Annotated in this window: 22 protein-coding genes and 1 tRNA gene; 10 read left to right on the top strand and 13 right to left on the bottom strand. The window is 65.8% G+C overall.

Features of this window, described 5'->3' with window-relative positions; translation table 11 throughout:
* Positions 1–13 precede the first annotated feature (13 nt).
* From AB0P23_RS12635 to AB0P23_RS12625, 3 genes are all read right to left on the bottom strand, one after another.
* Positions 14–439, bottom strand: a complete 426-nt coding sequence (locus AB0P23_RS12635) for an SRPBCC family protein (protein WP_032400317.1) — start codon at positions 437–439, stop codon at positions 14–16.
* An 80-nt stretch (positions 440–519) separates the two neighbouring features.
* A tRNA-Pro gene (locus AB0P23_RS12630) sits at positions 520–593 on the bottom strand.
* A gap of 17 nt (positions 594–610) precedes the next feature.
* Positions 611–1,537: a metallophosphoesterase gene (locus AB0P23_RS12625; protein ID WP_228139376.1), complete on the bottom strand. Its 927-nt coding sequence runs from the start codon at positions 1,535–1,537 to the stop codon at positions 611–613.
* 197 nt (positions 1,538–1,734) lie between these two features.
* Between AB0P23_RS12625 and AB0P23_RS12620 the strand changes: the two genes are divergently transcribed.
* Entirely contained in the window at positions 1,735–2,199 is a 465-nt protein-coding gene (locus AB0P23_RS12620; RefSeq protein WP_027494503.1) for a GatB/YqeY domain-containing protein, read from the top strand.
* 63 nt (positions 2,200–2,262) lie between these two features.
* Here the strand turns inward: AB0P23_RS12620 and AB0P23_RS12615 are convergent, their stop codons facing one another.
* On the bottom strand, positions 2,263–4,614 hold the full coding sequence (locus tag AB0P23_RS12615; protein WP_283550695.1) for a penicillin-binding protein: 2,352 nt from the start codon (positions 4,612–4,614) through the stop codon (positions 2,263–2,265).
* Positions 4,615–4,907: 293 nt separating this feature from the next.
* On the opposite strand from AB0P23_RS12615, the gene AB0P23_RS12610 reads away from it, so the two are divergent.
* On the top strand, positions 4,908–5,231 hold the full coding sequence (locus AB0P23_RS12610) for a WhiB family transcriptional regulator (protein ID WP_008712729.1): 324 nt from the start codon (positions 4,908–4,910) through the stop codon (positions 5,229–5,231).
* Positions 5,232–5,251: 20 nt separating this feature from the next.
* On the opposite strand, the gene AB0P23_RS12605 is transcribed toward AB0P23_RS12610, so the two are convergent.
* Together AB0P23_RS12605 and AB0P23_RS12600 are read right to left on the bottom strand one after the other, a co-directional pair.
* Positions 5,252–6,382, bottom strand: a complete 1,131-nt coding sequence (locus AB0P23_RS12605; RefSeq protein WP_027494500.1) for an ArsA family ATPase — start codon at positions 6,380–6,382, stop codon at positions 5,252–5,254.
* The gene (locus AB0P23_RS12600) at positions 6,379–7,386 is read right to left on the bottom strand and encodes an ArsA-related P-loop ATPase (protein WP_027494499.1); all 1,008 of its coding nucleotides are present in this window, start codon (positions 7,384–7,386) and stop codon (positions 6,379–6,381) included. Before AB0P23_RS12600 ends, AB0P23_RS12605 begins: the two co-directional genes overlap by 4 nt.
* 105 nt (positions 7,387–7,491) lie before the next feature.
* Between AB0P23_RS12600 and AB0P23_RS12595 the strand changes: the two genes are divergently transcribed.
* Positions 7,492–7,659, top strand: a complete 168-nt coding sequence (locus AB0P23_RS12595; RefSeq protein WP_072691993.1) for a DUF4177 domain-containing protein — start codon at positions 7,492–7,494, stop codon at positions 7,657–7,659.
* Positions 7,660–7,663: 4 nt separating this feature from the next.
* Positions 7,664–8,122, top strand: a complete 459-nt coding sequence (locus AB0P23_RS12590) for a RidA family protein (protein ID WP_027494498.1) — start codon at positions 7,664–7,666, stop codon at positions 8,120–8,122.
* On the opposite strand, the gene AB0P23_RS12585 is transcribed toward AB0P23_RS12590, so the two are convergent.
* Together AB0P23_RS12585 and AB0P23_RS12580 are read right to left on the bottom strand one after the other, a co-directional pair.
* Complete coding sequence (locus AB0P23_RS12585) at positions 8,103–9,491, bottom strand: wax ester/triacylglycerol synthase domain-containing protein (protein WP_230595225.1); 1,389 nt, start codon at positions 9,489–9,491, stop codon at positions 8,103–8,105. The two genes, AB0P23_RS12590 and AB0P23_RS12585, sit on opposite strands and share 20 nt — an antisense overlap.
* 13 nt (positions 9,492–9,504) lie before the next feature.
* Positions 9,505–10,365, bottom strand: coding sequence for a Gfo/Idh/MocA family oxidoreductase (locus AB0P23_RS12580; protein WP_363797752.1), 861 nt, complete (start codon positions 10,363–10,365; stop codon positions 9,505–9,507).
* A 71-nt stretch (positions 10,366–10,436) separates the two neighbouring features.
* On the opposite strand from AB0P23_RS12580, the gene AB0P23_RS12575 reads away from it, so the two are divergent.
* Entirely contained in the window at positions 10,437–11,228 is a 792-nt protein-coding gene (locus AB0P23_RS12575; protein ID WP_057472573.1) for an MBL fold metallo-hydrolase, read from the top strand.
* 27 nt (positions 11,229–11,255) lie between these two features.
* On the opposite strand, the gene AB0P23_RS12570 is transcribed toward AB0P23_RS12575, so the two are convergent.
* Both AB0P23_RS12570 and AB0P23_RS12565 read right to left on the bottom strand, forming a co-directional pair.
* Positions 11,256–11,930: a Crp/Fnr family transcriptional regulator gene (locus AB0P23_RS12570; protein WP_027494494.1), complete on the bottom strand. Its 675-nt coding sequence runs from the start codon at positions 11,928–11,930 to the stop codon at positions 11,256–11,258.
* 255 nt (positions 11,931–12,185) lie between these two features.
* A complete protein-coding gene (locus AB0P23_RS12565; protein ID WP_363797750.1) occupies positions 12,186–12,455 on the bottom strand; it encodes a hypothetical protein in 270 nt (89 codons plus the stop codon).
* 173 nt (positions 12,456–12,628) lie between these two features.
* Here AB0P23_RS12565 and nth point away from each other — a divergent pair, with 173 nt between their 5' ends.
* Genes nth through marP form a run of 4 tightly spaced genes read left to right on the top strand, consistent with a single transcriptional unit; the run spans position 12,629 to position 15,871 of the window.
* On the top strand, positions 12,629–13,315 hold the full coding sequence (gene nth / locus AB0P23_RS12560) for an endonuclease III (RefSeq protein WP_363797787.1): 687 nt from the start codon (positions 12,629–12,631) through the stop codon (positions 13,313–13,315).
* Between the two features lie 50 nt (positions 13,316–13,365).
* Positions 13,366–13,974, top strand: a complete 609-nt coding sequence (locus tag AB0P23_RS12555; RefSeq protein ID WP_048317318.1) for a TlpA disulfide reductase family protein — start codon at positions 13,366–13,368, stop codon at positions 13,972–13,974.
* Positions 13,975–13,997: 23 nt separating this feature from the next.
* Positions 13,998–14,684, top strand: coding sequence for a CoA pyrophosphatase (locus tag AB0P23_RS12550; protein WP_032364742.1), 687 nt, complete (start codon positions 13,998–14,000; stop codon positions 14,682–14,684).
* Complete coding sequence (gene marP, locus AB0P23_RS12545) at positions 14,681–15,871, top strand: acid resistance serine protease MarP (RefSeq protein WP_032386009.1); 1,191 nt, start codon at positions 14,681–14,683, stop codon at positions 15,869–15,871. The genes AB0P23_RS12550 and marP overlap by 4 nt, the downstream gene beginning before the upstream one ends.
* A gap of 10 nt (positions 15,872–15,881) precedes the next feature.
* Here marP and AB0P23_RS12540 read toward each other — a convergent pair whose 3' ends face one another.
* Both AB0P23_RS12540 and AB0P23_RS12535 read right to left on the bottom strand, forming a co-directional pair.
* Entirely contained in the window at positions 15,882–16,814 is a 933-nt protein-coding gene (locus tag AB0P23_RS12540) for an alpha/beta hydrolase (protein ID WP_032392775.1), read from the bottom strand.
* 24 nt (positions 16,815–16,838) lie between these two features.
* Positions 16,839–17,333 (bottom strand): phage holin family protein, encoded by a 495-nt coding sequence (locus tag AB0P23_RS12535; RefSeq protein WP_032373800.1) that lies wholly within the window; start codon positions 17,331–17,333, stop codon positions 16,839–16,841.
* Positions 17,334–17,600: 267 nt separating this feature from the next.
* Between AB0P23_RS12535 and AB0P23_RS12530 the strand changes: the two genes are divergently transcribed.
* On the top strand, positions 17,601–18,971 hold the full coding sequence (locus AB0P23_RS12530) for an MFS transporter (protein WP_048316729.1): 1,371 nt from the start codon (positions 17,601–17,603) through the stop codon (positions 18,969–18,971).
* Between the two features lie 64 nt (positions 18,972–19,035).
* Here the strand turns inward: AB0P23_RS12530 and acs are convergent, their stop codons facing one another.
* Positions 19,036–20,979 (bottom strand): acetate--CoA ligase, encoded by a 1,944-nt coding sequence (gene acs, locus AB0P23_RS12525; RefSeq protein WP_204847035.1) that lies wholly within the window; start codon positions 20,977–20,979, stop codon positions 19,036–19,038.
* Positions 20,980–21,405: the final 426 nt, after the last annotated feature.

Genomic DNA, 21,405 nt, shown 5'->3' with positions numbered 1-21,405 from the left:
TTGTGCGGCAGTGCTACCGAGCCAAGCGCGACAGGTTCTTCGAGATGCTCGACGTCAGTGCCTTGCCGACGATCGCGGCGAGACCGGGGATCGGGGCGTCGAATCCAATTGTGTAGTCGAGTTCGGTACCGCCGTCAGTGGTGGGGGTCAGCTTCTGCACACCCCAATGACCGCGTAGCGGGCCACCTTTGGTGATGCGGTACTCGATGAGGGTGTTCGGCTCGGAGACGGTTGTGGTCTCCTCGAACGCGGGGAGTGGCCCCAGCTTCAGGCTACGAGCCGATCCGACGCCGTTGCGGGAGGTGTCTCCGTCGCGCACCCGGCGGATCTTGGCCAGGAACAACGGGCCGAGGTTCTCGTGTTCGGACAGCGCTGCGAAGACGACGTCGGGAGACGAAGCGAACCGATGGGTGACATGAACGCGGGTGGGGGTCGGCATGCCTCACAGTAGCGCCGATCAGGCAAAGAAAAGGGACCCGCTCGACTGAATCGAGTGGGTCCCTTTTCGTGGTCCAACTGTCGGGGTGGCGGGATTCGAACCCACGACCTCTTCGTCCCGAACGAAGCGCGCTACCAAGCTGCGCCACACCCCGTGTACCGCTGGAGAAGTCTAACTCACGACTGCCTCAGAACGCGAAACGCCCTCGTCGGAGACGTCCTTCGGGCCCTTTCTGGGGGCAGGAGTGAGCGTGATCAGGGTCGCTTCGGGGCGGCAGCAGAAGCGGGCAGGCGCGTACGGCGAGGTCCCGAGACCGGCGGACACGTGGAGCTGCGTGTGCGCGCCCCACTTGGACGGACCCTTGACCCTGGAGCGGTCGATCTCGCAGTTCGTCACCAGCGCACCGTAGAACGGCAGGCACAGCTGGCCGCCGTGGGTGTGCCCGGCGAGGACGAGGTCGTAACCGTCCTGTGCGAACTTGTCCAACACCCGGGGCTCGGGGGAGTGGGTGATGCCGAGGCGCAAATCTGCCAACGGGTTCGGCTGGCCGGCGATGGTGTCGTAGCGATCGCGCTTCAGGTGCGGATCGTCGACGCCCGCCGATGCGATCCGGACTCCGGCGACCTCGAGTTCGCGGCGGACATGCGTCACGTCGAGCCAACCGCGTTCGGAGAACGCAGCCCGCAGGTCACGCCACGGCAGCGACTCGCCCGTCGTGCGCTTGTGGTTCTTGTCGAAGTACTTGAAGGGGTTCTTCGGCTTGGGCGCGAAGTAGTCGTTGCTGCCGAACACGAACAGCCCTGGACGCGACAGCAGCGGCCCGAGAGCCTGCACGACGCTGGGAACGGCGCGTTGGTGCGACAGATTGTCGCCGGTGTTGACCACGAGGTCGGGTTCGAGGCGGTCCAGTTCGCGGAGCCAGTTCTGCTTCATCCGCTGGCCCGGCATCATGTGCAGGTCGCTGATGTGCAGTACTCGCAGCGTCGCGGAGCCGGGTTCGAGCACCGCCATCGACGTCTCACGGAGCGTGAACGCGTTGCGCTCGACGAGGGTGGCGTAGCCGATGCCCAGGGCCGCAGCACCCGCCGTCCCGATCACCGAGCTCTTGAGCGGTGCCGCTCTGACGACGTCGCGCGTGTGCTCGGCAACCGACCGCAGCTGCGTGGAAGCGCTGCGCAGTTGCGCCGAGGTTGGCAGTAACGAGGAACTGAAGTGAACGGCCACCCAATCCACGATACGGCAGCAAGCCGATATGGACGCGCGAGCCGACGGCTGGGCCGCGTAGCGTTTCTGCCATGTCCGAACTCAAGGCCCGTATCCGAACCGACCTGACCACAGCGATGAAAGCGAAGGACAAGCTCCGGCTGGCAACGCTGCGCATGATCCTCGCCGCCATTCAGACCGAGGAGGTCTCCGGCAAGGAGGCCCACGAACTGACCGACGACGACGTCCTGAAGGTGCTGGCGAAGGAATCGAAGAAGCGCGGCGAATCGGCCGAGATCTACACGCAGAACGGCCGCGGCGAACTCGCAGCCAACGAGCACGCCGAGGCGCAGATCATCAACGAGTATCTGCCCACTCCGCTGACGGACGAGGAACTGGCCACGATCGTCGATACCGCCATCGCCCAGGTCGCCGAGGAGTTGGGTGAGCGACCGGCCATGAAGCAGATGGGTCAGGTCATGAAGATCGCGTCGGGCCTCGCTGCCGGTAAGGCCGATGGATCCCGCCTGTCGAAGGCCGTCAAAGACCGTTTGTGACCACCCATGTGAGTGGAACCTCGTAGTCCACTACGAAGTTCCACTCACATGCGGCGAAGCCGCTCAGCGAGGAGCGGTGAGCCCGGGGATCGCCGGTATCTGGATACCCGGCGGCAGGTCCGGTATCCGGATACCCGGCGGCAGGGCAGGGGCCGGAGCCGGTGCCTGGCGAACCGATCCGTCACTGACGTAGATCGTGATGTTCGATCCGGGAACCGCGCTGCCCGACGGTGACGTCGACACGACGGTTCCGCGCGCAGCCTGATCGGCCGTCGTCACCGCTGTCACCTGGAAGCCCGCACCCTGCAGCGTGGACGTCGCAGACGACTGGCTCTGGCCGGTGACGTCGGGTACCTGTCCGTTGGCCGAGCCGCGGACGTACTTCTGGTCGACGGGTGGAAGTTGGACGGGCCCGTAGTTGGTGGCGATCGGGCTCATCGCGTCGAACCAGGTTCTCGCGGGTTCGTTACCGCCGTACAGGTTTCCCGAACCGCAGGGCCGCAGCGGGAACGAGCAGATCTCGCTGGGCGTCGGTGAGTCGCCGTAGGTGTACACGGCGGCGGCGTAATTGTTGGTGAACCCGAGGAAGCCCGAGGATCGGTTCGACTCGGTGGTACCGGTCTTGCCGGACATCGGCAGGTTCCAGCCGGCCGAGGCAGCGGCGGACGCGGACGTGCCACCTGCCTGGTCGTCCTTGCTCATAGCGTTGGCGAGGGTGTTCGCCAGACCGGGTTCGACGACCTGCTCGCAGGCCTGGTGAGCGACGGGAACGGGCTTGCCGTCGCGGTCGAAGATCGAGTCGATCGGGGTCGGCGGGCACCATTTGCCACCGGAAGCCAAGGTCGCGGCCACGTTGGACAGCTCCAGCGGGTTCACCCAGGTGGGTCCGAGGGTGAACGAGCCGAGGTTCTGACTCTTCTGGAAATCGGCCATCGACTGCTCGGCACCCGAGGAACCCGGGTCCGTGTACGAGCGCAGGCCGAGACGGACGGCCATGTCGACCGTCGGCGTGACGCCGACGGACTCGATCAGCTTGACGAAGGCCGTGTTGGGGGACTGAGCCAGCGCGTCGGTGATGGACAGCGCGGGTGGGTAGTTGCCCGCGTTCTCCACGCAGTAGGTGGAGGCCGGGCAGTTACGAGCACCACCGTCGCCGACGCCCTTGACCTCCACGCGCTTGGGGACCTGCAGCGTTGCGCTGGTGCCCAGTCCGCGTTCCATGGCGGCGGCCGTGGTGAAGATCTTGAAAATGGAGCCGGCTCCGTTACCCACGAGGGAGTGCGGTTGGGGCTGCACGGTCTCGTCGGCGTCGGCGTTGAGGCCGTAGGTGCGGCTGCTGCCCATGGCCAGGACGCGGTGCTGGTCCTGGCCCGGGGCGACGACGTTCATCACCGTCGCCACGCCGTCGAGCGAGGGGCTGGTGTTGCTGACCAGGGCGGCCTTGGTGGAGTTCTGGACCGCGGGGTCGAGCGTCGTGCGGATGAGGTATCCGCCCTTGTCGATCTGCTCTTGGCTGATTCCGGCCTGTGCGAGGTACTGCAACGCGTAGTCGCAGAAGAATCCTCGGTCGCCTGCCGCGATGCAGCCGCGGGGCAGGGTCTGGGGGACGGGCAGCACGCCGAGGGGCTCGGCCTTGAGTGCGGTGAGCTCGGCCGCACGCTCGGGGAGGTTCTGGATCATCGTGTCGAGCACGGTGTTCCTGCGCTCGATCACACCCTCTTCGTTGGTGTACGGGTTGAGGGCCGAGCTGGACTGGACCATGCCGGCGAGCATCGCGGCCTGGACGGCGCTGAGCTGGCTGGCATCGATGCCGAAGTACGTCTGAGCCGCGTCCTGAATGCCGAAGGAGGCATTACCGAACGGCACCAGGTTGAGGTAGCGGGTGAGGATCTCGTCCTTGGTCAGTTCCTTGTCGAGCGTCAACGCCATCCGGATCTCACGGATCTTGCGGGCGGGCGTCGTCTCGATGGCGGCGCGTCGCTCGGCGTCGGTCTTCGCCACGACCAGCAGCTGGTAGTTCTTCACGTACTGCTGGTCGATGGTCGATGCACCCTGCTGGACCTGGCCGCTGGTGGTGTTGGTCAGGAACGCGCGCAGCGTGCCCTGCCAGTCGACGCCCTGGTGCTCCGCGAAGCGCCGGTCCTCGATGGAGACGATGGCCAGCTTCATCTCGTTAGAGATCTTGTCGCTCGGTACCTCGAAGCGGCGCTGCTCGTACAGCCACGCGATCGGGTTGCCGTTGACGTCGGTCATCGTCGAAACAGCAGGTACGGCACCCTCGACCAACTCGGCCGAGACGTTGTCGACGGTATCGGCGGCGCGGTTGGACGCGAACCCGAACCCACCGGCCAAGGGGAACATCACGCCGGCGAGCAATGCACCGGCGAGTGCTGAACATCCGGCGAGCTTCGCCACGGTTTTTCCAACTGACACAGAGCACAGCGTACGTGTGCCTCGTTCGGATCGGCAGTGCCCCGCATGCGTTGTGCGCTGCGCCCCTGCTCGGGACGCCCGTACCAGAAATGTGACCTCACCGTCTTGCATTCGGGGCCGGGTTTACCTAAATTATGAGCACAGTGTGATTCGCATAACACTTGATAATGAATGTGGGGCAGCTCCTAGAATTTGTGCTTCGACACCGAGGTACAAACTGCTCGGAGCCTCCAGGACGCCCAGTGAGGGCGACCGAGACGTAAAGGGGATCCGCCATGCACACGACAACCGCGCCGACGCGACTCGATGTAGAGGAAGCAGAAGCACGTATCGCTTGGGTGTCACACGCTCGGTGCAAGGGCACGGATCCGGACCAGCTGTTCGTCCGGGGTGCAGCGCAGCGCAAGGCCGCTACCATCTGCCGGCACTGCCCGGTTCTGATGCAGTGCGGCGCGGATGCGCTCGACAATCGCGTCGAGTTCGGTGTGTGGGGTGGCATGACGGAGCGTCAGCGCAGGGCACTGCTCAAGCAGCACCCCGAGGTCGACTCCTGGTCCGAATTCTTCGAGACCCAGCGTCAGCAGCAGGCGGCGATCTGACCGCCTGCCGGTACGGCCGATCAGCCTCTGCGGGTCAGCTGGTCGGCCACCGCGCGTAGTGCGGCGAGGTCGGAGACCTCGAACGGCAGGGACGGAACACCGACGATGGGCACGCGGGGGTGCGCGCCGGTGAAGCGTTTGAGCAACCGCACCTCGCGCGCCGCGGTCACTGCGCGTTGAGCGTGGATACGCAGCACCGCAGCAGTCAGTTCGGCACCGGGGTCGTCGATTCGGTCCAGGAGATCGGCGGCCGTGGCGGCGTGATCGGCCTGCACCGACGACAACGTCGGATGCGTCCGGTTCACCACCAGTCCGGCCAGCGGCATGTTCTCGGCGGAGAGTCGCTCGACGAAGAACGCGGCCTCACGCAACGCGTCGGGCTCGGCGGCAGCGACGACGAGGAAACTGGTGCCGTCCTCGCGGAGCAATTGGTATGTGCGCGTGGCGCGTTCGCGGAACCCGCCGAACATCGAATCCAGCGATTGCACGAAAGCCGAAGCGTCGGACAGCATTTGGCTGCCGATGACGGTCGAGACGCCGCGCATCGCCAGGCTCATCGCGCTGGTGACGACGCGGGTGATTCCTCGTCCGGGAGCGGTCAACAGCCGGATGAAACGCCCGTCGAGAAACGACCCGAGCCGTTGCGGAGCGTCGAGGAAATCCAACGCGTTGCGCGACGGCGGAGTGTCCACCACGATCAGATCCCACGATGCGTCGAGGGACAGCTGGCCCAGCTTCTCCATCGCCATGTACTCCTGCGTGCCCGAAAAGGACGACGCCACAGTCTGATAGAACGGGTTGGCCAGAACCTGCGCCGCCTTTTCCGGCGTCGAATGTTCGATGACCATCTCGTCGAACGTGCGCCGCATGTTCAGCATCATCGCGTGCAGTTCGCCCTTGGCGTCGGCACCCAATTTTACCGGCTGCGGGCTGTTGTCGAGGTCGCCGAGCCCGAGGGCCTGGGCCAGCCGGCGAGCCGGATCGATGGTCAGCACGACGACACGCCTGCCCTGTTCGGCGGCACGCAGAGCCATCGCCGCTGCGGTGGTGGTCTTCCCGACACCGCCTGCGCCGCAGACCACGACGATTCGTGACGCGGGGTCGGTGAGGATGCGGTCGACGTCGAGTTCGGTTGCTGCTGGTCGAGTCATCGGACACCCTGTTCTGCGAGCGTGGCGGCGAGCTCGTACAAGCCGCCGAGGTCGACGCCGTCGGCCAACATCGGCAGCGTCATGCGTGCGACGTCGAGTTCGTCGAGTTGTGTTGCGCTCTCCACCTGAGCGGACAGCGTCGACGCGTGCTCGATCGATTCGGTCAGGAGACCGGCGAAGTCGGCCTCGGACAACGTGATTCCGGTCTTGGCCAGACCCTCCTGAATTGCGACGGCGTCGATCTCGCCCTCGGCGATGGGTTCGAGGGAGTCGGCAGGCAGGTACGTCGGCTCGGTGCGGTTGACGATCACCGTGCCCAGGCGGAGGTCGGCTGCTTCGAGCTCGCGTACCGCATCTGCCGTCTCCTGCACCGGCAATGCTTCGAGCAGGGTGACCAGGTGCACGACGGTGTCCGACGAATGCAGCAACCGCACCACGCCCTCGCTCTGCGAGCGGACCGGGCCGCCCTTGGCCAGGTCGGCCATGGCCTTGGTGACGTCGAGGAAGTTTCCGATGCGGCCGGTGGGCGGCGAGTCGACGACCACCTCGTCGTACGCGCGGTTGCCCTTCTTGTCGGTGCGCACCACGCACTCCTTGACCTTGCCGGTCAGCAGTACGTCACGCAGGCCGGGCGCGATGGTCGTCGCGAACTCGATGGCACCGATCTTGCGCATCGCGCGGCCGGCGAAACCGAGGTTGTAGAACATGTCGAGATACTCGAGGAACGCGGTCTCGATGTCGATCGCCAGCGCGTAGACCTCGCCGCCGCCGTCCGCCGAGGCGACGCGGGTCTCCACCGGCGGGAGCTGCGGCACGTCGAACAGCTGCGCGATGCCCTGCCTGCCCTCGACCTCCACCAACAACACTCGCCGGCCACCCGCGGCCAGCGCCAACGCCAGCGCGGCAGCGACCGTCGACTTACCGGTACCGCCCTTGCCGGACACGAAATGCAGCCGCGCGGCATCCGCCTTCGCCGGCCATCCCTCTTGCTTCGATGTACCCACGCCTCGACCATATAGAGACGCGATGCCGGTCGTCCGACAGAACCGATAATCACCCGATCGCAGTGACGCACCCCTCGTACTCCGGTGGGCGATAGGCTTCGAGTCATGAGCGAAAAGATCATCTGGGAGTACTTCACCGCACCGGTGCTGATTCACGCCACCAAGCAGATTCTCGACAACTACGGCTCCGAGGGCTGGGAGCTCGTGACGATCATGGCGGGACCGAACGGCGGCGACACACTGGTCGCGTACTTCAAGCGTCCGAAGGGCTGACGCCGTGGCGAACTGGAGCGAACGCCTCTCCGAGCTGGGCATCGAGCTGCCCGACGTCGTTCCGCCGCTGGCCGCGTACGTCCCCGCCGTACAGGTGGGTTCGCTCGTCTACACCTCCGGTCAACTGCCGATCGTGGACGGAAACCTGACGTCCGTGGGCAAGGTGGGTGCCGACGTGTCGGCCGAGGACGCCACGGCAGCTGCGCGGATCTGTGCGTTGAACGCGCTGGCCGCGGTGCATGCGCTGGTCGGTATCGATTCGGTCGCACGCGTGATCAAGGCCGTCGGCTTCGTCGCTTCCGCGGAGGGCTTCACCGGTCAGCCCGGTGTCGTCAACGGAGCCTCGAACGTCATCGGCGAGATTTTCGGTGACGCAGGCAAGCACGCCCGCTCGGCCGTGGGTGTCGCCGAACTGCCCCTCGGCGCATCGGTGGAAGTGGAGCTCATCGTCGAACTGCAGTAGTCGACGTCCCATGAAGTGCACCGCAGGTCTCGTCGACTGCGGAACGCAGCAGGTCGGCGTACACGGCGTGATCGGGGACCGTCGTCGGGCAGGCCGTCACACAGACGGTGACGACGTCCCCGTATCCGTACACGGCGTGGGTGATGCTGCAGCCCGGGCTCAGCGATGCGACCCCCGCGCACAGGGTTGCCCGGCTCGACCCCAACTCGAGGTCCAGACCGGTTCGATTGACGCTCGTCACCACGGTATGGCTGGTGACACGCTCGGGCGTACCGCTGCGAGGCGCGACGAGCCGGGCGCGGCGACCGAAGCCGAGCAGTAGAGCGGCGGGGTAGAGCTCGGCCGACCGGGTGGCGTCGATGTGGCGGCGATCGTTCACGCGTTCACGCTGCAGGTTGAGCGCGTGCGCCACTGCCGATGCTCGGTCGGGCACGTCGGTGAGCTCGGGATGCAGATCGACGGCAGCCGGGACGGTTCGGTTGACGGCAGGCCAGGCCGCCGACGTCTCGATCGCGGTGGGCACTGTGGCGCGGATGCGGGTGCCGACCCTCTCTCCGTGCGCCGCGAGATACGTCGACAACGCCGCTCCGACGGCGGTGAGTGCGGTAGCCGTGACGGTGGCCGGCCCGCCTGTCCACTGCGACTTCGGGAACTGCAGGACGTGCACCGCTCTCGTTTCGTCGGGATGGGCGTTGACGCGCGTGGGTTCGACCGGTGCGGGGGCAACCAGCTCCCCGGTCCGCACGGCGTCGAGATACGTCTGCTGTGCTCGCCCCATCCGCCGCTGCGACCGCGCCCAGCGGTAGGGCAGGAGCGCCGTCGCAACGACCGCATCTCGCACGCGACGTGGACGAGAGACGGCAGGGTCGTCGGGGAACGTGACGTTGTCGGTCGGCTCGTCCGGTCCGAAGAGAGCTCGAACGATGCGGGTACCGACCGACCCGTCGGACAATGCGTGGCTGACCTGAACGATCACGACGGTGGCCGCACCGCGGATACCGTCGACGCCCGACAGGCCCCGGCCGACGTGCACGGTCCATGCCCGCGTCGTCGCATCGACCGGAACGCACGCGCGTTCGGCCAGAAACGAATTCAGTGTGTGACGACCGTCGGAGAGATCGTGGTCGACCACGTGGTCACGAGGCGGCGTCGGGTCCCTGATCCATCGGGGGTACTCCAACAGACCTACCGCATCGCCGATGCGAATCTGCAGTCTCGGAACGAATCGAGCGCGTCTCTCGACGTGGGCCACGACGTCGTCGAACGTCGGTGGCTCGTGGTCCCCCGAGTCGAAGACGAACGTCGTGTACTGGTCCATCGAGCGATGCGGGGCCGAGGTGTAGTGGAACATCGCATCTTTGACGTCCATGGTGGTCACACGATCAGGGTGCCCACTCCCGCGCCCGATCAATCACCCTCTGCAAGTGCAGTCCTCGGTGTACCGAGCATTCGTGGTCGACACCCGATTCCACCGACTCGAGGAACTCGTCCAGCAGTACGGCGTAACAGTCGGTCGACGACGTGGATCGGTCGGTGAAGGTGTCGACTCCGGCGGGTCCGGACAGCTCGATCCGCATGAGCGACGGCATGACCGGTGTCCGCAGCGACAATTGGACGGTGCTCCGCGCGCCGCCCTCGTGTTCGAGTAGAACGGTCCAACTGTCCGACGCCACGTCGCGGTGCGAGTAGGCAACGCGCGCAATGGTTCCCAGTGCCGCGTCGAGGAGATCGAAGACGTGGGGCCCGATGTCGAGGATCGCCCCGTCGTCGTGTCGCCACTGCGATTCCGAGTACGCCCCGCCGAGGGTGGCACCGGAGAACCAGGTTCCGGAGCCGGCGGCCCAGGGACGGCCCGCTGTCGAGGTGAGGAATTGCCTTGTCTCCGGGGCGAATCGGAGTGTCAGAGTCACCATCGAACGAACTCCGGCGGTGGTGACGGCCTCGGCCAGTTCCTCGGCCTCTGCCACGGTGGCGGCAGTGGGCTTGTCCAGCAACACATGTTTTCCTGCTCGCGCGGCGCGGAGGGCGAACCCGGCTTGCACGGCCGGTGGTACCGCGAACGCCACCGTGTCGACGGCATCGAGCAGGGCGTCGAAGGACTCGTAGACGGGTGCACCCAAATCGCCCGCAGCTTCCGGTCTGCGGGCCCACACTCCGGTGAAGTCCACTCCCGGATGGGCGAGCAGCGAGGGGGCCTGAGTCTTGCGGGCCCAGGGGCCGGCTCCGACGAGTCCGATCTTCATATGCGTCGACGTTAGTCGTCGGCACCGGTCCTGTTCCACCTCGAGAACAGTGGGCGTCCTACAGTGTTTCAATGGCCGACTCGAACTTGACGCATCCCGCCTACGGACTGGTCCGGCACGTGACGCCCACGGCGTCGGTTCTGCTCGCGGAGAACCCGGGCAAGATGACGCTGGACGGAACGAACACGTGGATCCTGCGGGCACCGGGTTCCGACGAGTGCATCGTCGTCGACCCGGGTCCGAAGGACAAGGCCCATCTCGACGCCGTCGCCGCGTCGGGCACGGTGGTGCTGACCCTGGTGACCCATCGCCATGCCGATCACACGGCAGGGTTGAAACGGTTTCACCGCAAGACAGGGGCACCGGTGCGGGCGGTGGGGGAGAAGTTCCTGCACGGCGGCGGCGAGCGGTTGGCGGACGGCGAGGTCATCGATGCGGCGGGTCTACGGATCCGAGTGCTCCACACGCCCGGTCACACGGCGGATTCGGTGAGCTTCGTGCTCGACGACGCGGTCCTGACGGGAGATACGATCCTCGGCCGCGGCACCACGGTGCTCGACCCGAAGGACGGCTCGCTCGCGGACTATCTGAATTCGCTCGATCGGCTCGAGGCCGCCGGTGCGGGCAAGACGGTGTTGCCGGGGCACGGGGCCGATCTACCGGACACCGCCGAGGTGGCGCGACTGTATCGCGCTCACCGTCGGCAGCGGCTGGATCAGGTGCGGGCGGCGTTGGCCGAGATCGGAGACGACGCCAAACCGATGCAGGTGGTGCGCCACGTCTATTCGGACGTGGACAAGAAGTTGTGGCCGGCTGCGCGGATGTCGGTCAAGACGCAGCTGGCCTACCTCAGGGAGAACTAGCGAGCTGCTGTCTCGAAGGAACTCGGCCTAGCGAGCTCGGCGGGCCAGGCGCTCGGAGTCCGAGATCAGTACGGACTTGCCCTCGAGGCGCAGCCATCCGCGGTGCGCGAAGTCGGCCAGTGCCTTGTTGACGGTCTCGCGCGACGCTCCGACGAGCTGAGCGATCTCTTCCTGCGTCAGGTCGTGGGTGACGCGCAGCGATCCCGCTTCCTGGGTGCCGAAGCGCTGGGCAAGCTGAAGCAGCGCCTTGGCCACGCGTCCGGGGACGTCGGTGAAGATGAGGTCGGCCAGGTTGTTGTTGGTGCGACGCAATCGGCGAGCCAGGACGCGCAGCAGCTGCTCGGCGATCTCGGGGCGCTGATCGATCCAGTCCTTGAGAGCCGCGCGGTCCATGCTGACCGCGCGCACCTCGGTGACCGTGGTGGCCGAGGACGTGCGAGGGCCGGGGTCGAAGATGGAGAGCTCGCCGAACATGTCCGACGGTCCCATGATCGTCAGCAAGTTCTCGCGGCCGTCGGGGGAGCGTCGCCCGAGCTTGATCTTGCCGGAAACGATGATGTAGAGCCGGTCTCCGGGCTCACCCTCGTTGAACACCACGTGTCCCCGGGGGAAATCGACAGGCTGCAGCTGCTTCGTCAGTGCCGCAACCGCAGAGGGTTCGACTCCTTGGAAGATGCCGGCCCGTGCCAGGACGTCGTCCACTTGCGCTCCTTTTGGGATATCGGCGATGCGGTGACCCGCACCCCCGAAGGCGTCTGTACACACTCGTCTCACCACCGAATCGCGCTGCGATTCAGGCGTCGATGCCGATGCAATGTTCAAACACAACAATTACCTCAGGGGAGTCTACTTCGACTCGGCCGAAACCGAGTGATCGACGCCACCACAGGTTGCCAGAGGAACGGTACGTCTGTTCGCGTTCACCGTAAATTCATCCGAATGCGGACAATTGGGTGCTCAACCGGCCCGTTGGTCGACCATGCCGTCGCGCGTGTCGATCGTGCGCGGAGGAGTCTGGTGACGCTTGCGGGTGTTGAACCGAGCCAGGGCGTGGGGGAAGCCCTCGTTCGCCAGTGTGGCGACCTCGGACTTGCTCGCCTGATCGAGGAATTCCTCTACTTCGTGCTCCCGGACGCCGAGCTTGCTGAGCCGGAACTCGACGCGCTCCATCGCGAGTGCGAAGAGCATGAGTAGTACCGGAAAGAGCACCACGGCGAGTCCTTGCATACCGGCCAGTTAACACCGAAAAGGTCTCGATACAAACACAGCTCGGCGCGCTCGCGTAGTTCGTTACGCATTCTTGTCCGTACAGTTGTGGCGTGGAATCGACAGCCCCGAAACGCCCCGACGTGCGCAAACGCGAGGAGACGCGACTCGGCCTCGTGCGGCGGGCTCGGCGGATGAACCGAACGCTCGGGGTCGCGTTTCCGCACGTCTACTGCGAACTCGACTTCACCACGCCCCTCGAACTCGCTGTCGCGACCATCCTGTCCGCGCAGTGCACCGACAAGCGCGTCAACATGGTGACTCCGGCCCTGTTCGTGAGATACCGCACAGCTCGCGACCACGCCGAGGCCGACCGCACCGAACTCGAAGAGTTCATCCGAACCACCGGCTTCTACCGCAACAAGGCCAACTCGCTGATCGGGCTCAGGCGGAAGTTACTCGAGAACTTCGACGGCGAAGTCCCCGCATCGTTGAAGGATCTGGTGACGTTGCCGGGCATCGGCCGCAAGACGGCCAACGTCGTGCTCGGCAATGCGTTCGACGTTCCCGGCATCACCGTCGACACCCACTTCGGTCGGTTGGTACGGCGCTGGCAGTGGACCGAAGAAGAGGACCCCGTCAAGGTGGAGCACGCGGTCGGCGCGCTGATCGAGCGGAAAGAGTGGACCGTGCTCTCCCATCGCGTCATCTTCCACGGTCGACGCGTCTGCCACTCCCGCACGCCGGCGTGCGGGGTGTGCGTCCTCGCCAAGGACTGCCCGTCGTTCGGCCTCGGCCCGACCGATCCGGCGACCGCTGCCGCCCTGGTGAGAGGTCCCGAGACCGATCATCTGCTCGCTCTCGCCGGAATCGTGTCGTGAACAAGGCCGCACTCCGCTGGTCTCTGGTCGCGCTCATTCTCGTCGTCGGGATGGTCTATGCCCTCTGGCCACGCAATGAATCTCCGGCAACGCAGCGCGCCGATGGTCCCGGTCTGGGGCAGCAAGGACCGTCGACGGCCGAGCGTCGGGCCGCCGATACTCCCGAGGCTCTGGCACCGCTGCGGCAGACCGCCGGTCTCGACGCATGTCCGACGCCGTCGGGCGCTGCAGCAGGCCCGTTGACGGGCATCACCCTCGAATGCATCGGCGACGGCTCGTCGGTCGACCTCGGCCAGGCTCTGGCCGGGCGACCCGCACTGCTCAACATCTGGGCCTATTGGTGCGGCCCGTGCGCGAAGGAGTTGCCTTACCTGCAGCAATACGCGCAGCGGGCGGGTGATGCAGTCACTGTGTTGACTGTCCACAACGATGCCAACGAGTCCAACGGGCTGACCCGTCTGGCCGAGTACGGCGTCACGCTGCCCGGCGTTCAGGACGGTGCCGGACGTGTCGCCGCGGCGGCGGAAGCGCCGAACGTGTTGCCCGTATCCGTTTTGATATCTGCGGATGGCACTGTCGCCAAGGTGCTGACCGAACCTTTCACAAGCGTCGACGACATAGCCGACGCAGTCCGCGAGAACCTCGGAGTCGCGTCGTGAGCGCACCCGAGTGGCTCGGGCGCATGCTCGACGTCGCCGGCAGCGAAAACGGACTGACCGACACCACCGGCATCAACCCGGTACTGCAACGACAGGCGCAGCCGGCCGATCGAACCCGATCGGCGGCAGTGTTGGTGCTGTTCGGCGGTCCGGCTGCCGCCGATCCGACCGCGCCCGGTGGGCTACCCGCCGAGGCCGACGTACTGCTGACCCAGCGGGCGTCGACCTTGCGCGACCACAGTGGGCAGATCGCCTTCCCCGGCGGTGCCACCGACCCGGGTGACGACGGGCCCATCGGAACGGCGCTGCGCGAGGCCCAGGAAGAGACCGGTCTCGACCCGGCCGGCGTCGTACCGCTCGCGACGATGCCCGGCATCTACGTGCCGCCGTCTCGATTCGACGTGGTTCCCGTGCTCTCGTACTGGCGGAGTCCAACCCCGGTCCGCGTCGTCGACGCCGGCGAAACCGAGCGCGTGGTGCGAGTTCCCCTGCGCGAGTTGCTCGATCCGGCCAACCGATTCCAGGTGCGTCACCCCGCCGGCTACCAGGGCCCGGCCTTCTCGGTGCAGGGAATGCTGGTGTGGGGATTCACGGGCGGTATTCTGGCGGGCCTGCTCGCTGTGTCGGGCTGGGAGTCCGAATGGGACACGGGGGATATACGCGATCTGGAGGCCAGCTTGACTGCGGTAGGAGCGAGGCTCGATCGGTGACGGGTTCGGGGTGGGTCGATATCGCGGTGCTCGCCGTCGCGCTGCTGGCGGCGACGTCGGGATGGCGACAGGGGGCGGTGGCGTCGGCGCTGGCGTTTCTGGGAGTCGTTCTGGGTGCCGTCGCCGGGATTCTGGTGGCACCGCACGTGCTCGAACACGTCGACGGATCACGCACGAGGGTGTTCGTCGGTATCGCGTTGATCGTGGTGTTGGTGATCGTCGGTGAGGTGGCCGGCATGGTTCTGGGTCGTGCGTTGCGCAGCGGAATACATTCGCGCTCAGCAAGATCGGTCGACAGCACGATCGGGGCAGGTCTGCAGGCCGCGGCCGTGCTCGCTGCCGCATGGTTGCTCGCCATTCCGCTGACGTCCTCGTCGCAGCCCGAGGTGGCCAGTGCCGTGCGTGGCTCGACGGTCCTGGGCAAGGTCGACGAGGTGGCACCCGAGTGGCTGCGTCAGGTGCCCAAGGAATTCTCGGCGCTGCTCGACACCTCCGGGCTGCCGGACGTCATCGGTCCGTTCGGACGCACTCCGGTTGCCGACGTCGCCGTTCCCGACTCCGGGATCGCCGCAGGCCCCGTCCCGGTGGCGTTGCAGGCGAGCGTCATCAAGATCAACGGAATCGCCCCGAGCTGCCAGAAGGCGCTCGAGGGTTCGGGTTTCGTCGTCGGGCCGGATCTGGTGATGACCAACGCCCACGTGGTGGCCGGTACCTCCGAGGTGACCGTCGATTCTCCGGACGGCCCTCTCGACGCCGACGTCGTCCTGTTCGATCCCGAAGAAGATGTTGCAGTGCTTCGTGTTTCGCAGCTGCAAGCTCCGGTGTTGCCGTTCGCGCCGAACCCGGCCGAATCCGGATCCGACGCCATCGTGCTGGGCTACCCGGGCGGGGGTCCGTACACGGCGAGCCCAGCGCGCATTCGCGAGATCATCAACCTGAGCGGACCGGACATCTACCGCACCGGAACTGTTCAACGCGAGGTCTATACGGTTCGCGGATCGGTGCGGCAGGGCAATTCCGGTGGGCCACTGGTCAATTCGAACGGTGAGGTACTCGGTGTGGTGTTCGGTGCTGCCGTCGACGACCCCGATACCGGATTCGTCCTGACCGCAACCGAGATCTCGGACGAGCTCGCCCGAAGCTTCGATGCGCCGGTCAGTGTGGGTACCGGCGACTGCATCGTCTGACCGCGGGACGTCAGCTTTCGAGCGCGACGCGCAGGATTTCCTCGGACACGACGTCGGGGGCTTCCTGGTGCACGTAGTGCCCCACGTCCCGCACCGTTCGACGCGTCAGCCCCGGTGCCCAGTGCCGATCCCGATCGAGGGTAGTGGGCAGCACGTACGGGTCGAGGTCACCGCTGATCTGCGCGACGGGGATCGAGGTCTTCACGTCGACGGCGTCCATGAAGCGTCGGCCCTCGGCGCGGAACTGGCTACGGAACGCCCAGCGCTGATACTCGAGTGCGCTGTGCGCGGCCCCGGGAATTCGGATGGCCGAGCGCATCTTGCCTGCGGTATCGGCGAAATCGTCGGTGCGCTGCCACTGCGACCCGGCGCGACTGCGCATCAACTCCTCGACTGCCGCGCCCCCTCGCCGGGTGAGTAGCTTCTCGGGGCGCAGCGGAACTTGATACCGAACGAAGTGCGGCAGCAGAGCACCGCGCTGTTCGGAATCCTTCAGCACGGCGCGGCGCAGCGAGATCGGGTGCGGTGCATTGATCAGGACCATCGAGCGGACCATTCGCGGATGCAGAGCCGAGCTTGCCCAGCACACCAGGCCACCGTCGGCATGACCGACGAACGTCGCGTGTGGGTACCCCAGCGCCCGAACGAGACCGACGATGTCGCCGGCCAGGGTCCATCCGTCGTAACCACGTGGGGGCTTGTCGGAGTCGCCGTAGCCGCGGAGGTCGACTGCGACCGCTCGCACTCCGGAACGCGCGAGCGCGTCGAGCTGGTGATGCCAGGAGTACCAGAAGTCGGCGAAGCCGTGCAGCAGCACCACCAGCGGGGCGTCGGGAGCATGCTCGCCGACCTCCACGGTGTGGAACCGGATGCCGTTGGCATGGATGTCGCGATGGATCCACTGTCCTGGGTAACGGACCGTGGACGGATCGGGATGATTCATACTGCTCGACTCGCCGGGCGTCGTCTACTTCTTGTAGCCGGGGATTCCGGGAATGCTCTCGTGCTGGTTGGGCAGCACGGTCGACGCCTGCTTGAGGGAGTCGATGGTCTTCTCGGGCTTGCGCAGTTTCTTGACCCTGCGGTAGCCGAGGAACCCGAACAGGCCGGCAACCAGCACCATGAACACGAAGACGATGAGGAACGAGGCCCATCGGTAGAGCCACACGTCGAGGAGTTCGGCGGCGAAGAAGAAGAAGAAGAACGAGCTGAACAGCAGCACCGTCAGCGCGACGATGAAGAAGACGCTGCCCTGCAGACCCTTCTTGACCTCGCCGGTGACCTCGGCCTTGGCGAGGGCCACCTCGGCACGCACGAGGGTCGAGACCTGAGTCGTGGCGTCCTTGACGAGGTTTCCGATGCTCGCGCTACCGGGTGTGCGGGCATCGACATCGGTGAGAGGTATCGACGAAATCGTGTTCGGGACGCCGTTGCCGTATCCCTTGTCATTGCTGACGCTCAACTCTCGACCCCTTGTAATCGCTGTGCTCGGTATTGCGGTGATCGCTCTGCTCGGTGTTGCGGAAGATCGTATCGACAGTAGTGCCTAAGTAGCAGATTATCTGTCCCGCGGCGGCCGAGCGACGCTCGGCCCGTCGTCGGTTACCTCTCCGCCCGTCGCGACAAACACGGGAATGTTGCACGAATCGGCAACGAACGGCCCGGGGGCGTGAAATTCTCAGGTGTTCATCAGGTAATTTTCAGGGAACTTTCCCCTTCAGGAGCACTCGTGAGTTCAACACACGCCGTCACGGACGACGGCGCAATTCCCGCACCTCAGGTGCCTCGGTCCCGAATCGTCATCGCCTCGATGGTCGGTACGTCCATCGAGTTCTTCGACTTCTATATCTATGCAACGGCCGCAGTGCTCGTCTTCCCCCGCCTGTTCTTCCCCGCAGGCAACGACACGACCGCGCTGCTGGCGTCGTTCGCGACGTTCGGTTTGGCGTTCGTCGCGCGGCCCATCGGCTCGATTCTGTTCGGGCACTTCGGTGATCGCATCGGACGCAAGGCCACCCTCGTCGGGTCCCTGCTGACGATGGGTGTCGCGACGTTCGCGATCGGGCTCCTGCCGACCTACGCCGCGGCGGGTCTGTGGGCACCGGCTCTGTTGGCGCTGATGCGCTTCACTCAGGGCGTGGGCCTCGGCGGCGAATGGAGTGGTGCGGCGTTGCTGGCCACCGAAACCGCGAAGCCGGGCAAGCGAGCCTGGGCGGCGATGTACCCGCAGTTGGGTGCGCCGATCGGCTTCTTCTTCGCCAACGGCATCTTCCTGCTCATCGTCATCGCGACCGGCTACGACTCCGCGAACTCCGGCACCGACCATGCGTTCCTCACGTGGGGCTGGCGCATCCCGTTCCTGCTCAGCGCGATCATGGTGATCATCGGCCTGTACGTCCGCCTCAAGCTCGAGGAGACGCCGGTGTTCAAATTGGCAGTCGAGCGCGGCCAGAAGGTCAAGACCCCTTTGGCCCAGGTGTTCAAGACCAGCTGGCGTCAGCTGATCATCGGCACGTTCGTCATGCTCGCCACGTACACGCTCTTCTACATCATGACGACGTGGGTGGTCAGTTACGGAACAGGCAAGGTGGCCGACGTCAACGGGCCCAAGCTCGCGATTCCGTACACGGACTTCCTGGAGCTCCAGCTCATCGCGGTGCTGTTCTTCGCAGCGCTGATCCCGGTCGCCGGGCTGCTCGCCGACAAGTACGGTCGCCGCCCCACGCTCATCGTCATCACCGCGGCGATCGTGCTGTTCGGTCTGTCGTTCCACTGGTTCGCCGACCCGTCGTCCGCGTCGGCAGGCAAAATGCTGGTGTTCATGTGCGTCGGCCTGGGACTGATGGGTCTGACGTTCGGGCCCATGAGTGCCGTTCTGCCGGAACTGTTTCCGACGAACGTGCGCTACACGGGCTCGGGAATCTCGTACAACACCGCGTCGATCCTCGGAGCTGCAGTGGCTCCGTTCATCGCAACCTGGCTGGTGAGTTCCTACGGCGTCGGCTGGGTGGGCGTCTATCTCGCCATCGCGGCTGCGCTGACCCTGATCTCGCTGATCATCATGAAGGAAACGCGAGACCAGTCGCTCGACAGCGTCTGAACGGCTGCGCCCCATGTGAGTGGAACCTCGTAGTGGGCTACGAGGTTCCACTCACATGGGAGCGCTAGCGGCCCTTCTTGATCGCCTCGAACACCTTCGGGTCGACGAGAGTGGAGACGTCACCGAGTTCGCGGCCCTCGGCCACGTCACGGAGCAGGCGGCGCATGATCTTGCCGGAGCGGGTCTTCGGCAACTCCGGCACGATCGAGATTTCCCGTGGCCGGGCGATCGGCGAAATCTCCTTGGAGACCTGAGCTTTGAGCTCGGCGATCAATGCGTCGCCGGTGTTCTCCTCGCCGCCGCGCAGAATGACGAACGCGACGATGCCCTGACCGGTGGTCTCGTCGGCGGCACCGACGACGGCAGCCTCGGCGACACTGTGATGACTGACCAGTGCCGACTCCACTTCCGACGTGGAGATGCGGTGGCCCGAGACGTTCATGACGTCGTCGACGCGGCCGAGGACCCACAGGGCGCCGTCCTCGTCGTACTTGGCACCGTCACCGGCGAAGTACCAGCCTTCCTCGGCGTAGCGGGACCAGTAGGTGTCCTTGTAGCGGTCCATGTCGCCCCAGATCCCGCGGAGCATCGCCGGCCACGGCTCGGAGAGAACGAGGTATCCGTTGCCGCCGTTGCCCAGTGGCTTGGCGTCGTCGTCGACGATCTTGGCCGAGATACCGGGCAGCGGAGTCATTGCCGAGCCGGGCTTGGTGGATGTGACGCCGGGGAGCGGGGAGATCATGATCGCGCCGGTCTCGGTCTGCCACCACGTGTCGACGATCGGTGCGCTGCCGCCGCCGACGACGTCGCGGAACCAGCGCCACGCCTCGGGGTTGATGGGCTCGCCGACGGACCCGAGCAGGCGGATCGAGGACAGATCGTGTGCCTCGGGAATCTCCTTGCCCCACTTCATGAATGTACGAACGAGGGTGGGGGAGGTGTAGTAGATCGACACCTTGTACTTCTCGATGACGTTCCAGTGCCGATGCTCGTCGGGCGAATTGGGGGTTCCCTCGTAGACGACCTGGGTGGCGCGGTTCGAGAGCGGTCCATAGACGATGTAGGAGTGCCCGGTGACCCAGCCGATGTCGGCGGTGCACCAGTAGACGTCCGTGCCCGCCTTGTGGTCGAAGACGTTGTGGTGGGTGTACGAGGTCTGTGTCAGGTAGCCGCCGGAGGTGTGGATGATGCCCTTGGGCTTACCCGTCGTACCGGAGGTGTAGAGGATGAACAGGGGGTGCTCGGCCGGGAACGGCTGCGCCTCATGCTCTTTCGACGCTTTCGCGACGGTCTCGTGCCACCACAGGTCGCGTCCCTCGGTCCAGGCGACGTCGGAGTCGGTGCGCTTGACGACCAGAACGTTCCGGATGGAGGCGGCTCCGTCCACGGCTTCGTCGACGGTGTCCTTGATGGGGGCGGGCTTGCCGCGTCGCCACTGGCCGTCGGTGGTGATGACGAGTTTGGCTTCGGCGTCGTCGATGCGCGAGCGCAGTGCGGTGGCGGAGAACCCGGCGAAGACGACCGAATGGGTCAGGCCGAGGCGTGCACAGGCGAGGATCGAGACGATGGCCTCGGGGATCATCGGCATGTAGATCGCGACGCGGTCACCGGAGACGAGGCCGAGTTCGGTCAGGGTGTTGGCCGCCTGGCTGACGTCGGCGAGCAGATCGGAGTAGGTGATGTCGCGGCTGTCGCCGGGTTCACCTTCCCAGTGGATGGCAACCTGGTCGCCGTGGCCGTCGAGGACGTGGCGGTCGACGCAGTTGTAGGCGACGTTGAGCTCGCCGTCGGCGAACCATTTCGCGACGGGGGCGTCGGACCAGTCGAGTACCTCGGTGAACGGGGTGTGCCAGTGCAGCCGGCGAGCCTGCTCCGCCCAGAACCCGAGTCGATCCTTCTCCGCGGCGGCGTACAGATCTGCCTGAGCGTTCGCCTGCGCCGCGAACTCGGCCGACGGCGCGTAGGAGGCAACCGCGGTGTCGTCGCTGCCGGAGGTACTGGTCGTCATCTCGAATAGCTCTCTTTCGTCCGATGCTTTTCGCCCATGAAACGGCACTTACAGGCCGGTCTCGAGCCCCTAGTGAGGGTAGTCACATGTGATGGCGATCGCACCGTTGCAATCGGCTGCAACCCCTTGATCTGCGGTGATCGGTTGTTTCCGCACGATGGACGGTCATCGCCGTCGTCGACGGGAGGCTGTCTCGGCGGCTATGCCCGCACTGTGAGAAATCGACTTGCCGAAACGTTTCGATCATGTTTCCGACTTACTCGCCGGTCAACAAAACCCGGGGGAGTTCACATGTTCGTTTCAGGATGTGTCTAAAGTTCGTTCCATCAGATCGTTGGTACGGCTCACAGGCCGTGTCTTGCGGTCGCCCACGAATCCCCGGGCGTCGCGCCCGAGGAACTGAGCACGGACGACCCCGTGTTCACA

The organism is Rhodococcus sp. NPDC077669 (assembly GCF_040686915.1).
GTDB classification, from domain to species: Bacteria; Actinomycetota; Actinomycetes; order Mycobacteriales; family Mycobacteriaceae; genus Rhodococcoides; species Rhodococcoides fascians.
Note: the sequence above shows the minus strand (reverse complement) of the source record. Positions and strands in the feature narration are given on the sequence as shown.

Bases quoted from the DNA above. Each gene is read 5' to 3' on its own strand.
- AB0P23_RS12635 (WP_032400317.1), bottom strand. From the start codon at position 439: ATGCCGACCCCCACCCGCGTTCATGTCACCCATCGGTTCGCTTCGTCT.
- AB0P23_RS12620 (WP_027494503.1), top strand. From the start codon at position 1,735: ATGTCCGAACTCAAGGCCCGTATCCGAACCGACCTGACCACAGCGATG.
- AB0P23_RS12610 (WP_008712729.1), top strand. From the start codon at position 4,908: ATGCACACGACAACCGCGCCGACGCGACTCGATGTAGAGGAAGCAGAA.
- AB0P23_RS12605 (WP_027494500.1), bottom strand. From the start codon at position 6,382: ATGACTCGACCAGCAGCAACCGAACTCGACGTCGACCGCATCCTCACC.
- AB0P23_RS12595 (WP_072691993.1), top strand. From the start codon at position 7,492: ATGAGCGAAAAGATCATCTGGGAGTACTTCACCGCACCGGTGCTGATT.
- AB0P23_RS12585 (WP_230595225.1), bottom strand. From the start codon at position 9,491: ATGGACGTCAAAGATGCGATGTTCCACTACACCTCGGCCCCGCATCGC.
- AB0P23_RS12580 (WP_363797752.1), bottom strand. From the start codon at position 10,365: ATGAAGATCGGACTCGTCGGAGCCGGCCCCTGGGCCCGCAAGACTCAG.
- AB0P23_RS12575 (WP_057472573.1), top strand. From the start codon at position 10,437: ATGGCCGACTCGAACTTGACGCATCCCGCCTACGGACTGGTCCGGCAC.
- AB0P23_RS12565 (WP_363797750.1), bottom strand. From the start codon at position 12,455: ATGCAAGGACTCGCCGTGGTGCTCTTTCCGGTACTACTCATGCTCTTC.
- nth (WP_363797787.1), top strand. From the start codon at position 12,629: ATGAACCGAACGCTCGGGGTCGCGTTTCCGCACGTCTACTGCGAACTC.
- AB0P23_RS12555 (WP_048317318.1), top strand. From the start codon at position 13,366: ATGGTCTATGCCCTCTGGCCACGCAATGAATCTCCGGCAACGCAGCGC.
- AB0P23_RS12550 (WP_032364742.1), top strand. From the start codon at position 13,998: ATGCTCGACGTCGCCGGCAGCGAAAACGGACTGACCGACACCACCGGC.
- AB0P23_RS12540 (WP_032392775.1), bottom strand. From the start codon at position 16,814: ATGAATCATCCCGATCCGTCCACGGTCCGTTACCCAGGACAGTGGATC.
- acs (WP_204847035.1), bottom strand. From the start codon at position 20,979: ATGACGACCAGTACCTCCGGCAGCGACGACACCGCGGTTGCCTCCTAC.